General features: G+C 41.7%; 13 protein-coding genes and 1 riboswitch. Of the genes, 11 read left to right on the top strand and 2 right to left on the bottom strand.

Annotated elements, in window-relative coordinates; genetic code table 11:
• Nucleotides 1-3 precede the first annotated feature (3 nt).
• Nucleotides 4-729 (top strand): pseudouridine synthase, encoded by a 726-nt coding sequence (locus tag B3473_RS02315; RefSeq protein WP_264879485.1) that lies wholly within the window; start codon nucleotides 4-6, stop codon nucleotides 727-729.
• Complete coding sequence (gene yidD, locus B3473_RS02310; protein ID WP_154454533.1) at nucleotides 726-977, top strand: membrane protein insertion efficiency factor YidD; 252 nt, start codon at nucleotides 726-728, stop codon at nucleotides 975-977. Before B3473_RS02315 ends, yidD begins: the two co-directional genes overlap by 4 nt.
• A 70-nt stretch (nucleotides 978-1,047) precedes the next feature.
• Here yidD and B3473_RS02305 read toward each other — a convergent pair whose 3' ends face one another.
• Both B3473_RS02305 and trkA read right to left on the bottom strand, forming a co-directional pair.
• Nucleotides 1,048-2,487 carry a TrkH family potassium uptake protein gene (locus tag B3473_RS02305; RefSeq protein ID WP_154454534.1) on the bottom strand — a complete coding sequence of 480 codons (1,440 nt, stop codon included), beginning with the start codon at nucleotides 2,485-2,487 and terminating at the stop codon, nucleotides 1,048-1,050.
• Between the two features lie 2 nt (nucleotides 2,488-2,489).
• A complete protein-coding gene (gene trkA / locus B3473_RS02300) occupies nucleotides 2,490-3,839 on the bottom strand; it encodes a Trk system potassium transporter TrkA (RefSeq protein WP_154454535.1) in 1,350 nt (449 codons plus the stop codon).
• 195 nt (nucleotides 3,840-4,034) lie between these two features.
• On the opposite strand from trkA, the gene B3473_RS02295 reads away from it, so the two are divergent.
• The 9 genes from B3473_RS02295 (at nucleotide 4,035) to B3473_RS02255 (ending at nucleotide 13,557) form a co-directional block, all read left to right on the top strand.
• Nucleotides 4,035-5,882, top strand: a complete 1,848-nt coding sequence (locus tag B3473_RS02295) for an APC family permease (protein WP_293651139.1) — start codon at nucleotides 4,035-4,037, stop codon at nucleotides 5,880-5,882.
• Nucleotides 5,883-6,100: 218 nt separating this feature from the next.
• Entirely contained in the window at nucleotides 6,101-6,646 is a 546-nt protein-coding gene (locus B3473_RS02290; RefSeq protein ID WP_293651138.1) for a tRNA (cytidine(34)-2'-O)-methyltransferase, read from the top strand.
• An 80-nt stretch (nucleotides 6,647-6,726) separates the two neighbouring features.
• Nucleotides 6,727-6,867: riboswitch (FMN riboswitch) on the top strand.
• A gap of 75 nt (nucleotides 6,868-6,942) precedes the next feature.
• Entirely contained in the window at nucleotides 6,943-7,506 is a 564-nt protein-coding gene (locus B3473_RS02285; RefSeq protein ID WP_168260433.1) for an ECF transporter S component, read from the top strand.
• 30 nt (nucleotides 7,507-7,536) lie between these two features.
• Entirely contained in the window at nucleotides 7,537-8,193 is a 657-nt protein-coding gene (locus tag B3473_RS02280; protein WP_154454586.1) for a phosphatase PAP2 family protein, read from the top strand.
• A 101-nt stretch (nucleotides 8,194-8,294) separates the two neighbouring features.
• On the top strand, nucleotides 8,295-9,236 hold the full coding sequence (locus tag B3473_RS02275; RefSeq protein WP_154454539.1) for a TIGR01212 family radical SAM protein: 942 nt from the start codon (nucleotides 8,295-8,297) through the stop codon (nucleotides 9,234-9,236).
• Nucleotides 9,233-9,796, top strand: a complete 564-nt coding sequence (locus tag B3473_RS02270) for a tRNA (mnm(5)s(2)U34)-methyltransferase (protein ID WP_293651137.1) — start codon at nucleotides 9,233-9,235, stop codon at nucleotides 9,794-9,796. The genes B3473_RS02275 and B3473_RS02270 overlap by 4 nt, the downstream gene beginning before the upstream one ends.
• A gap of 3 nt (nucleotides 9,797-9,799) precedes the next feature.
• Complete coding sequence (locus B3473_RS02265; protein WP_154454541.1) at nucleotides 9,800-10,042, top strand: hypothetical protein; 243 nt, start codon at nucleotides 9,800-9,802, stop codon at nucleotides 10,040-10,042.
• Nucleotides 10,043-10,060: 18 nt separating this feature from the next.
• Nucleotides 10,061-12,124, top strand: coding sequence for a cation:proton antiporter (locus tag B3473_RS02260; protein WP_293651152.1), 2,064 nt, complete (start codon nucleotides 10,061-10,063; stop codon nucleotides 12,122-12,124).
• A 101-nt stretch (nucleotides 12,125-12,225) separates the two neighbouring features.
• Nucleotides 12,226-13,557: a hemolysin family protein gene (locus B3473_RS02255; protein ID WP_154454542.1), complete on the top strand. Its 1,332-nt coding sequence runs from the start codon at nucleotides 12,226-12,228 to the stop codon at nucleotides 13,555-13,557.
• The last annotated feature ends 12 nt before the right edge of the window (nucleotides 13,558-13,569 follow it).

Below are 13,569 nucleotides of genomic sequence, written 5' to 3'. Positions count from 1 at the left end.
AGCATGAGAATTAATAAATACATTGCCCATGCAGGTGTTGCCAGTCGACGCAAAGCCGAAGAATTGATTAAGCAAGGATTGGTGACATTAAATGGTCAGGTAGTGACAGAACTAGCGACCACCGTTAAAAATGGGGATAGAGTCGAAGTGGAAGGCACACCGATTTACAATGAAGAAAAGGTTTATTATGTGCTCAATAAACCGCATGGGGTCATTTCAAGCGTGTCAGATGAGAAGGGACGCAAGACAGTTGTGGATTTGTTGCCTGATGTCAAAGAACGCATTTACCCTGTTGGGCGTTTGGACTGGGATACTACAGGTTTGTTGATTTTAACCAATGATGGGGATTTTACAGATGAGATGATCCACCCAAGAAATGAAATTGACAAGGTTTATTTGGCGCGTGTGAAAGGCATTGCGACCAAGGAAAACCTACGTCCTTTGACGCGTGGTGTGCTCATTGACGGTAAGAAAACCAAACCAGCTCGCTACAACATTATCAAAGTAGATCCTGACAAAAACCGTTCTGTTGTGGAATTAACCATTCATGAAGGACGCAATCATCAAGTCAAAAAGATGTTTGAATCTGTTGGGCTTTTGGTGGATAAATTGTCCCGCACACGCTTTGGAAATCTAGATGTGAGGGGCTTGCGTCCTGGGGAATCTCGCCGTTTGAATAAAAAAGAAATCAGCCAGCTACATAATTTAGCGGTGACTAAGACCAAATGATTAAAAAAAGCTTGATTGCTTTGGTGCGGGGCTATCAGAAATTCATTTCCCCACTGACCCCACCGTCTTGCCGCTATGAGCCGACCTGTTCTAGTTATATGATTGTGGCGATTGAAAAGCATGGCATTAAGGGTGTTTTGATGGGGATTGCACGTATTTTACGGTGCAACCCATTTGTCGAGGGTGGCAAAGACCCTGTCCCAGATTATTTCACCCTACACCGTCATAAAGATTTTCGTCATAACTAAGAAGCGACTTCAGGCCTGAGGTCGTTTTTTTTCTCCAAAAAAGCTCCCTTTTTGAAAGGGAGCGGTATGATTAGTATTTAGACCATGTTTTGGGGATGAAAAGCAGTAAGATTGGGAAAATCTCAAGACGTCCCGCAATCATGGCAAAGGACATGAGCAGTTTTGAAAAAGGACTGAAAATGTTGAAGGTTTGGTCGGTGCCAAGCAGTGGGCCGATGTTATTGAACGTTGAAGCCGCGGCACTGGCAACCACCATAAAGTCGCTATTATCAAGTGATAGGAAGAGTGTCAAGACAAGTAAACAGGTCACGTATAGCGACAGGTATTTTAAAACGCTGTGCTGGGTTTCCTTGTCCAGCGGCTGTTGATTAACATGAATGGTCATGACACGGTTAGGATAAAGACTTGAGAGCACTTGATTTTTGGAAATTTTCGTCAAAATCAAGGCGCGCATTACCTTAAAACCACCTGCAGTTGACCCAGCCGACCCACCGATAAACATCAGTATCAGAAGAATGACTTGCGAAAAGAGCGGCCAAACGGTTAAATCGGTGATACCAAAACCAGTGGTCGTGATAACATTGGATACTTCAAAGAAAGCAATCTCTAACCCTTTACCAGCACTGGCATAAAGTCCACTGACATTGAGCCAAATCAAAGCTGTTGCCACGATGATAATACTAATGTAGGTACGCAATTCTTCGTCCTTGAAAAAGGCTTTGAATTTACGCAAGAGCAAGAAGTAGTAAAGGTTGAAATTGATTCCGAAAAGCAGCACCGCGATAGAAACAATATTGGTAATGAGAGAGCTATGGTAGTGGGCGATGGAGTCGTTGTAAACGGCAAATCCCCCAGTCCCCGCACATCCCATGGCGGTAATCAGACTGTCAAACAGCGGCATTCCCACACCAACTAAAATAACGCAAATTACGGCAAACATACTGAGGTAGATGACGTAGAGAATTTGAGCGGTTTCCCTTAGTTTTGATACCACTTTACCAAAAACAGGTCCTGGAACTTCTGCTCGCATGACTTCAAGATGACTGTTCTTACTGTTTTCCATAATGGCAAGGGCAAAAACCAGAACCCCCATTCCTCCGATAAGGTGAGCAAAACTGCGCCAAAACAGCATCGAATGCGATAAGACGCTAACGTCGGGTAAAATGGTTGCCCCTGTCGTGGTAAAACCTGAACTCATTTCAAAGAAAGCATCGATAATGCTAGGAATTTGGCCAGATAGCACAAAAGGCAGAGCTCCAAAGAAGGACCACAAAATCCAACAAAGAGCGACAATCAACAGCCCTTCCTTGGTATAGATATGGTAATTTTGGGGTTTAAAAGCAATTCCAAGTAAACCGATAAGCAGTAAAATCGCAATCGTCATGATAATGCTACTGACCACGCGAGAAGGTTCATGGTAAATAAAAGCGACAACCAAAGGAACCAAAAGCAAACCAGATTCAATCAGGAGCAATTTGGATAGGAGGTAGCGAACCATACTTTTATTCATAACTACCTCGCTAACAAATCATAGATACGTGTCACATTTTTGAGAAATGTGACCACAACAATTTTGTCGCCAACTTGCAAGATGTCTTCACCAGTTGGGTAAATGGTTTTCCCCTTGCGGATAATGGCAGCAATCAAAATATCGTCTTTAAATTTAAGCGAAGAGAGACTCTTGCCAGCCATTTTATTGGATTCGCGGATTTCAAACTGCAAGGATTCGATGCGCCCATTAGCAATGTGGTGCATGGCATCAAGGTTTGAGTCTTGGGCGTTGACGCGTCCACGAATGAAGTGCATCATGGTGTCTACGGCGATATTTTTAGGTGTGACGATGCTTGAAAAACGGCTGGTATCGATGATTTCAAGCAAGCTAGTGCGATTGACCTTGGTAATCGTTTTTGGCACGCCTAAGGTTTCAAGGAACATTGACGTGATGATGTTTTCCTCATCGACTCCAGTCAAGGTAGCCACGGCATCAAAATTTTCCACACTTTCTTCTAGAAGAACGCTTTTTTCCGTACCGTCCCCTTGCACAACATGAACATGAGGAAATTCACGACTGAAAAAGGCAGCACCTTCAGGGTTATTTTCAATAATTTTTAAGCTTATGCGTGTATTTTTTAAGATGTTCAATACATAATAAGCAATGCGTCCAGCTCCGATAATCATCATGTTTTTGATGATTTTAGTTTTCACAGAATTATGGAATTGAATCATCTCGTTACGATTACCAGTGACAAAAATACGATCACCAAGACGTAGCGTGGTATCCCCGTCAGGGATAATAAGCTTGCCCTGACGCTCAATGGCACAGACCACCAAGTTTCCAAATTTCTTGCGGAATTGACTGATCGACAATTGGAACAACTTGCTGCCATCGGCAATGATAAATTCCATTAACATGACGCGCCCATTGGCAAAGTGCTCAACAGACAAGGCATTTGGAAAATCAACCGAATTGGCAATGTAGCGAGCCGTCAGCAATTCTGGATTGAGTACGAGGGAAAAGCCAAGAAAATCATTATCCTTGAAATAGGTGTTGGAATATTCTGGGTTTCGCACACGAACAACCGTTTCTTTTGCCCCCATTTTTTTAGCCAAGACAGCAGAAATCATATTGACCTCGTCTTTTGCCGTCAAGGCGATAAAAATATCACAGTTTCGAATATTGGCCTGTTCAAGAATTTTAAAGTTGGCACCATTGCCAACAATTCCCATAATATCATGGCGTTTGGTAACTTTTTTTAAAACAGACTCTTTTTCCTCAATTAAAATAACATCATGTTTTTCTTCTACTAAAGAACGGCAAAGGGCAGTTCCGACCTTACCTCCACCGACAACAATTATTTTCATCCTGAACCTCCGAAAAGTATCACTTCTATGATACTCCTTTTTTGTAAAAATTTCTAGACAAAACTGAAAGTCCCGATAAGCATTAGCACTCTACTGTTAGAATTGTTACAAATAGATAACATTTACCCAAAATACTTGCGAAATGAGAACAAGAGAACTATAATAAATCGTTATTTAGATTAAGGGAGAATTTCAATGTTTGAAAAGTTAAGGAATCTTTTTATCGGTTATCCATTGAAATCAGCTGGTGATTCCGATGAAGAGCATTTGTTGTCCAAGTCGCAGGCTTTAGCTATGCTCTCAAGTGATGCTTTGTCATCTATTGCTTATGGACCAGAACAAGTGATTTTGGTGTTGACAACCATTTCAGCGGCAGCTATTTGGTGGTCTTTGCCAATCGGGCTATTGGTTCTTGTCTTGTTAGCCAGTCTGACGATTTCTTACCAACAAGTAATTCATGCCTACCCCAAAGGTGGTGGGGCTTATATTGTTTCCACTGAAAATTTATCGCCCAGCATGGGCTTATTAGCTGGTGGAAGCCTTTTGATTGACTATATGTTGACCGTAGCGGTGTCTGTTTCTTCAGGAGCAGATGCCATCACCTCTGCCTTTCCAGCTTTCAAAAATTTCAATTTGGAAATTGCGATTGCCTTGGTATTGCTCTTGATGTTAATGAATTTGCGGGGCTTGCGCGAATCGGCTAGGTCCTTGATGGTACCTGTGTACCTCTTTATCATTAGCACCATGTTTTTGATTGTGTACGGTGCCTTCCAGATTGTAACGGGTCAATTGCCTTACCACGCAACAGCACACGTCGGTGCGGTGGTTCCTGGGGTATCCATTATCTTGTTATTAAGGGCATTTACAAGTGGTTCCGCCTCTTTGACAGGGGTTGAGGCTATCTCAAACGCAGTACCATTTTTCAAAAAACCAAAAGAAAATAACGCTGCTGGTACCTTGGCTATCATGTCTTTAATTTTGGGAATCATGTTTGCAGGCATTACCTTCTTGAACTACTGGTTGGGGATTTTGCCTAATGCTCATGTGACCGTTTTAGCTCAAATTGCCAAGGAAATTTTTGGCGATTCTCTTGTGGGAAATGCCCTCTTTTACGTTTTCCAATTATCTACAGCCTTGATTTTGGCCGTGGCAGCCAATACTGGTTTTTCAGCCTTTCCAATGTTGTCATTTAACATGGCTCGAAACAAGTACATGCCGCATCTCTTTATGGAAAAAGGGGCACGTTTAGGTTATTCAAACGGTATCATCACTCTAGCCGTCGGTGCGATTGCCTTGTTATTCATTTTCAATGGTTCAACCGAACGTCTCATTCCACTTTACACCATTGGGGTCTTTATTCCATTTGCCTTGTCACAAACGGGAATGGTTGTTCACTGGAAACGCAAAATTGGTAAGGGCTTTTTGAGGCACTCTTTAGCTAATATTTTAGGGGCTATCATTTGCTACGTCATCATTTTAATTCTGCTTATCTTTAGATTAAATGAGATTTGGCCATTCTTCCCAATCATTATTGCCTTGATGATTTTGTTTTATTCTATTAAAAATCACTACAACAACGTGGCCATGCAATTGCGTTTGACAGAGGATGTGACCAACGTTCATTACGATGGCAATACCGTCTTGATTTTAGTGGGAAATCTAACCCAAGCCAGCATTCGTGCCATCAATTATGCCAAAAGCATTGGGCAAACCGTCGTTGCTATGCACGTGTCCACCCTTGAAACCAAGCAAAAAGACTTGGAAATTGAAAAAGAATTTAAAACCTATTTCCCAGAAGTGACCTTTGTCAATATCGAATCCAATTACCGTGATATTGTTAAACCGACCATGTTGTTTGTCAACAAGATGAACCGTGAAGCCCAAAAACAAAACCACACCATGACGGTCATCATTCCAAAATTTATTCCAAAACACAGCTGGCAAAACGTTCTTCACAACCAAATGAGCCTACGCTTACGTGTCCGCTTGCGTTGGTATGAGGATATTATCATTGCCACTTATTCTTATCATTTGAAAAAATAGAGCCTTATCTTTGAAAAAGACTGGTAAAAAAGGCTATAAAATCTTATCAAATCCGTTGACTTTACAGGGCAAAGTGTTATAATAGTTAGCGAAGATTCGTTAGTTTAAATCAAACCTGTTATGATTTAAGTTAATGAACCACCACCAACCACATTGTTTGCTGAGCGCGACTCCGAGCAGTGTGGTTTTCTTTTTATGTCAAAATGAAGGGGAAATCTATGAATATCGAAGAATTGGATTATCATGAAGAAGGTAGCAAAGCGATTAACCATGTCGTGCTTTTTCAACCTCAAATCCCGCAAAATACAGGAAATATCGCAAGAACCTGTGCCGCGACCAACGCTCCCTTGCACATCATTCGTCCTATGGGATTTCCCATTGACGACCGCAAAATGAAGCGTGCAGGACTTGACTATTGGGACAAGCTGGACGTGACCTTTTACGATAGTTTGGAAGAATTTTTGAATAAATGCGATGGAGAATTGCATTTAATTAGCAAATTTGCTGACAAGGTGTATTCGGACGTTGATTACAATGACGGCAAGCACCATTATTTCCTTTTTGGACGTGAAGATAAAGGCTTGCCAGAATCCTTTATGCGTGCCCATGCGGATGAAGCCTTGCGTATTCCCATGAATGATGAGCACGTTCGCAGCCTTAACTTGTCTAATACCGTCTGCATGATTGTCTATGAAGCCCTTCGCCAACAATCCTTCCCAAGCCTTGAATTGAGCCACACATATGCACATGACAAATTAAAATAACCCTGTAAGATAGCTAGTTCTAGCTATCTTTTTTTTTCTGTCACATCTATTGCGTCAGGGGCGTTTTTTTGTTATGCTAAAGATGTCTTCAGGGCAGGGTGAGATTCCCGACCGGCGGTGCTTTGTGTCGCAACAAAGCGAAAAGTCCGCGAGCTACGTGAAGTAGTTGACCTAGTGCGATTCTAGGACCGACAGTATAGTCTGGATGGGAGAAGACCAAGGATTAGCTACGCTTTTTTGGTGTCGCTTAATACCTTAGTGCTTCTTTCAATTTGAAAAAATTGGAGGAATTTTTTATGTTTAACACAATGTCTAGGACAAGAAAACTGTCGTATATTGCCATTTTATCAGCCCTTTCCTTTTTGCTGATGTATGTGCAATTTCCTTTAATTCCAGCAGCAAGCTTTTTGCAGTTTGATTTTTCCATTATGCCTATTTTGATAGGCTTGGTGGTTTTGGATTTAAGAAGCGCTATGTGCATTTTAGTGCTGCGGACCTTTTTAAAGCTCTTGCTTAATAATGGGGGCATTTCCAGTCTGATTGGCTTACCCATGAATGTGGTGGCTCTTGGTGTGTTTGTCTTAGCCTTGGCTTTGCTGTGGAATAAGAAACGAACAACTAAAAATTACATCATTGCCTCTGTTGTAGGAACACTTGGTTTGACAGTTGCCATGTTCTGCTTAAATTATATCTATGCCGTGCCATTTTACGCCATGTTTGCGAATTTTGATATTCAGGCTGTTTTGGGACTGGGCAATTATTTATTTGCTATGGTTATTCCGTTTAACCTCATTGAAGGGGTGATTTTCTCGGTTTGCTTTTTCCTTTTGTACCGATGCATCACCTTTCTTAAACTCTAACCCATTTTTTGTGGTATAATGACTCTTATGATGAAACATAAACAATCTTATTTTCTAGGTGGCTCATTTGCATTAGTCCTTTTCATGATGCTAGGCTACTTGGTGAAATTTTACCCAGCAGATTTAGTCCGTATTGATGCTGATATTCAAATCGCTTTGCGTGCGGATTTGCCTCGGCACTGGATCGCATTTTTCAAAATCATTACCAACTTTGGGCATGAAATCTATATCTTTATCTATGTTTTTGCCCTCGCTTCTCTCTTTTATGTTTGGAAGAAATGGAAGATGGAAGCTTTCTTATTGGTTGGTAACCTCTTGTTGATGGGCGTTTTATCAACAGGTTTTAAATACCTTTACAACCGCCCACGTCCAGATATTCCTTATCTTATTGCCAAGCCAATGGGAGCTTCATTCCCAAGTTGGCACGCAGCAGCAACCATGGTTGTTGCCCTTAGCTTGGTCGTTATTGTCAACCAACACCTAACACAGACCTTTGCTAAACGTTGCTTGCAAGTGCTATTCATCGCCTTGGCTTTTGCCACTGCCTTGTCACGCATTTATCTAGGGGTACACTACCCATCAGATATCTTGGGTGGCTGGCTCTTAGCCTTTACTATCGTTTTATTCGTCTATCCTTTTTATGCCGAAAAACGATTTGAATGGCGTTTCCAAGGCAAACAAGATTAAAAAACATCATAAGATGGAAAGACCTTTTGGGTCTTTTTTCGATGAATTAAAGTAAGCAATAAGAGTTTGTTTGTTTTTTGTAAAATGTTATAATAGGTGCTATGAAAAAACGTTATAATACATTAAATGATTATTATCGTCAGCTTTTTGGGGAGAAGATTTTCAAAGTTCCCATTGATGCGGGCTTTGATTGTCCCAACCGTGATGGAACGGTAGCCCACGGTGGGTGTACTTTTTGTACGGTATCGGGTTCAGGTGATGCCATCGTTGCCCCTGAGGCACCGATTCGCGACCAATTTTATAAAGAAATTGATTTTATGCATCGTAAATGGCCCAGCGTTCAGAAATATTTGGTGTATTTTCAAAATTTCACCAACACCCATGATAGGGTTGAAGTGATTCGAGAGCGTTACGAGCAAGCCATCAATGAACCTGGCGTGGTCGGTATTAACATTGGGACTCGTCCAGATTGTTTGCCAGATGAAACCATTGCTTATTTGGCGGAATTGTCTGAGCGCATGCATGTGACTGTTGAGCTAGGCTTACAGACCACTTATGAAAAAACGTCCCAGCTCATCAACCGAGCCCACACTTACCAATTGTACGTGGAAACGGTCAAACGCCTACACCAACAAGCTCCCAAGGTGGAAATCGTGTCGCATTTAATCAATGGCTTGCCAGGGGAAACGCCTGAGATGATGCTGGAAAATGTCAGACGTTGCGTGACGGATAACGATATTGACGGCATTAAACTGCATTTATTGCATCTCATGACCAATACCAGAATGCAACGCGATTATCACGAAGGGCGTCTGAAATTGCTCTCAATGGACGAATATGTCCAAATCATTTGCAATCAATTGGAAATCATTCCAAAATCTATCATCATTCACCGAATTACGGGTGATGCCCCGCGCGATATGCTTATTGGGCCAATGTGGAGCCTTAAAAAATGGGAAGTTTTAAACGCCATTGACGAAGAAATGGAGCGCCGAGGCAGTTATCAAGGCTGCAAGCTAGAAAATCAAGAGGTGTCTGTATGATAAAACGTCCTTTGCAGGTGTCACATACCTTTTTGGCGAAAGTTTTAGATAAAGAAGCCATTGCTGTGGATGCAACCATGGGAAATGGCAATGACACAGCCTTTTTGGCTGGCTTGTCAAAAAACGTTTATGCTTTTGATATTCAAGAACAAGCCCTAAAAAGTACGGCCCAGCGTTTGGAAAAAGCAGGTATCTGCAATGCCCACTTGATTTTAGCGGGGCATGAGCAGGTGGACCAGTACGTCACAGAGCCTATCCGTGCGGCTATTTTCAACTTGGGTTATTTACCAAGTGCTGATAAAACAGTGGTTACAAAGCCCGACACAACCCTTGTGGCTATTGAGAAAATCTTGGCCCAGCTCGAAGTTGGCGGTCGCCTAGCCATCATGATTTATTATGGACATGAGGGCGGTGACCAAGAAAAAGATGCTGTGTTGCACTTTGTGCAAAACCTTGACCAAAGGCTCTTTACAGCGATGTTGTACCAACCATTAAATCAAATCAATCAACCACCTTTTCTTGTGATGATTGAAAAATTAAAGAAAGTGAAAGAGGACTAATTTATGCACCCCCTAACGGTTCATGAAACCATTCAGCGTATGCACCAAAAATACTTGGAAACAGAAACGCCAACCGTTTACACTTTAGAAGAAGTGAGCGACCGTGTTTTGCTTATCAAAAGAAGATTGGCAAACTTGGAAAAAGAGCGCTGCATTTGCTTGAGAGAGGGCAGAGATGTCACACGAATTGACCAAAAAATTGCCAAACAAAAGGAACAATTTATGGTGAATTGTTTGCAAAAATAAGAATCAGAGGTGATGGTTATCGAGAGTTCTATCTTACTTATCGCATTTTTCTTAATGCTGATTGTATCTAATATCATCAATCGTCTATACCCTAAAATTCCCTTGCCTTTTATTCAGATTGTCTTGGGAATTTTGGTGGGTGTTTTAGCTAGAGAAAGCACATTAACACTCAATTCGGAGCTGTTTTTGGCTTTGGTTATTGGTCCGCTGAACTTTTGTGAGGGGCAAGAAAGTGATGTCATGACCTTTGTCAAATACAAGTCCATCTTGGCTTATTTGATTTTGCCAACGGTGTTTATCACCATGTTGACCGTTGGTTATGTGACTGGAAAATTATTGCCAGTTGATATTCCCTTGGCAGCTAGTTTTGCCTTGGGAGCTGCTTTAGCCCCAACAGATGCCGTCGCCTTTCTTTCCATTGCCAAACGGTTTAAATTTCCCAAACGAGTGGAGTCTATCCTGACCCTAGAAGGGCTCTTAAATGACGCCAGCGGTTTGATTTCCTTTGAATTTGCCGTTGCGGCTTTGATGACGGGAACCTTTTCGTTGCTTACGGCGAGTTTTAGCCTCTTTTGGGCTATTATCGGCGGTATTTTAGTCGGTATCTTATTTGCCTTGCTAAACCGTGGCGTTTTGTCTTTCCTTGAAAAGATTGATATTGCAGACGTGACAGGGGCGCTGTTGCTAGAATTATCCCTGCCAATTGTGTCTTATTTTGTTGCCAGTCTTTTTGGGGTGTCAGGTATCATCGCCGTGGTTATTGCGGGGTTATCTCAAGCCCGCCGTTTCAAACGCATTCGGCTATTTGATGTTGAGTTGGACCGCGTTAGTCAGATTATTTGGGAAACAGTCAGCTTTATGCTAAACGGCTTGGTTTTTACGGTCTTTGGTTACGAATTAACCCGCATCGTTGAGCCAGCCTTGGTCAATCCTCTAGTCAACAATTACCGTTTGCTGGCTATCGTTTTGACGGTGACGGTCTTGCTCTTTTTAGTGCGTTTTGTGATGATTAGCCTTTACTATGCTTTTCATTACCGTACCATGGTGCGTTCGCTAAGAGCAGCAATCAGAGAAATTCTCCTTTTGACCTTTTCAGGTGTTAAAGGAACGGTATCTATGGCGACCATTTTGCTTTTGCCACAATTCAACGCTTATGCTTACAGTTTGATTTTGTTTACCGTAGCAGCGGTTACCTTATTGAGTTTTGTGACGGGCTTGGTGGTTTTACCTTATCTTGCTCAGAGTTCAGATGGTGAAGAAAAGACCGATTACCTCACGCAAATCGCCATTTTGCACGAGGTGGTGCAAACCTTGGAAGATGATTTGAAAAACACTAAAGACGAAGACAAAGGAGCCCTGTATGCCGCTATTGACAATTACAATAGCCGTATCAAGCACTTGGTTTTGGAACAAGAACCCACGAGTGTCAAACGGGAATTGGTGTATTTGCGTTTGATGATTTTAGGAATTGAAAGTGACGGTTTGGAACATGCCTTTTCAGAAGGCCGCATTGAGTTGGTGGAATACCGCTTGTACCAACGTTATTTGCAAAATCTAGAACGTCAAATCAACCGTGGTTTCATCTCGACCTTTACGTATTTCTTTACCATTAGCATGCGAGGCATTCGCCGTTTGATTCGGGAAAGTTTGAGCTTGTGGCCGACCTTGCGTCGTTTCTTGTCAGGGCAGCCAAGAGAAATTCGCTTGACCGAAGAAAATCGAGAACGCCTGACTGAACTCTACCTCAGCAATACCGAATTGGTGCTAGAAGGTCTGCAAGATTTGGAAGGGGTTTACAACAGCGATTTGATTGCCTTTATGAAACGCTCTCGCTTGCAGGAAGTCGAAATCATCGAAACAGGTGTTTTTGTCGAACGTGTTATCGCCCATATGCGCTCAGACAATATTGATGAAATGTTGCGTGGCTATTATTTGGAGCGAAAAGTCATTGCGGAGTACGAAAGCCGTGGGGACATTACCCCAAGTTATGCGACCTTTTTACGCCGCAATGTTAACAAACTTGAAAGTTATTCCCTCAAAGATGACCTAGCCGAACCTTATAATCACGTTATTATTCAGTAATGATTACATAAAAAATAAAATATGTTATAATATAATCACTGTATTATTTTGATGCAGTGATTTATTCATATTAGTTTTTGAAGAACAGGAGTACATGTAATATGGAAGACCCCAGTCAGAACTTAGCGTTACAATTTGTTTTATTATTGATTTTGACGCTCCTAAATGCCTTTTTCTCAGCTTCTGAGATGGCTTTAGTTTCCCTAAACCGTTCCCGTGTTGAGCAAAAAACAGCAGAAGGCGACCGGAGATATACAAGATTATTGTCTGTTCTGGACAATCCCAACAATTTCTTATCAACCATCCAAGTTGGTATTACCTTTATTGGTCTGCTCCAAGGTGCGAGCTTGTCAGCTTCTCTAGGAAGTGTGATTGCGTCTTGGTTTGGTAATTTTGTTTGGGCCCAAACGGCAGGTAGTGTGATTTCACTTGTCTTTTTGACCTATATTTCCATTGTTCTTGGTGAGCTTTACCCTAAACGAATTGCCCTCAACCTCAAGGAAAATTTAGCGGTTGTTTCTGCCCCAGTCATTATCTTAATAGGAAAAATTGTAAGTCCGTTTGTTTGGCTACTCTCAGCATCAACCAATCTCTTGTCGCGTCTGACTCCAATGCAATTTGACGATGCAGATGAGAAGATGACCCGTGATGAGATTGCTTATATGTTGTCTAATAGTGAAGAAACGTTAGGCGCAGAAGAAATTGAGATGCTCCAAGGTGTTTTCTCTTTGGATGAATTGATGGCGCGTGAAGTGATGGTGCCCCGTACCGACTCCTTCATGATTGACATTAACGACGATACCCAAGACAATATTCAAGAAATTCTGAAACAAAACTTTTCACGTATCCCAGTCTATGACGACGATAAGGACAAGATTATCGGTATCTTGCATACCAAACGTTTGTTAGCTGCTGGTTTTTGCGATGGATTTGACAAAGTGGATTTGCGTAAGATTTTACAAGAACCTTTGTTTGTTCCAGAAACTATCTTTGTGGATGATTTGTTGCGTCAATTGCGTAATACCCAAAATCGAATGGCTATCTTGCTAGATGAGTACGGTGGGGTTTCTGGTTTGGTCACCTTAGAAGACCTTCTTGAAGAAATTGTCGGTGAAATCGATGATGAAACCGATATGGCTGAACAATTTGTTCGCGAAATTGGTGACAATACCTATATTGTTCTTGGGACAATGACTCTAAACGAGTTTAACGATTATTTTGATGTGCAGCTAGAAAGCGATGATGTGGATACCATTGCTGGTTTCTACCTGACAGGTGTGGGCAATATCCCAACCCAAGAGAGTCGTGAAACCTTTGAAATCGACACCAAAGAAAAACATATTGCTATTACCAACGATAAAGTGAAAGATGGCCGTGTCACGAAATTGAAGGTTGTCTTTTCTGATATAGAACAGAGTATTGAAGAAGACTAAGCTAAACCTTAG

Origin of the sequence: Streptococcus sp. UBA632 (genome assembly GCF_002300045.1) — a bacterium.
Taxonomy (GTDB): Bacteria; Bacillota; Bacilli; order Lactobacillales; family Streptococcaceae; genus Streptococcus; species Streptococcus alactolyticus.
This window is presented reverse-complemented; position numbering and strand designations above follow the sequence as displayed.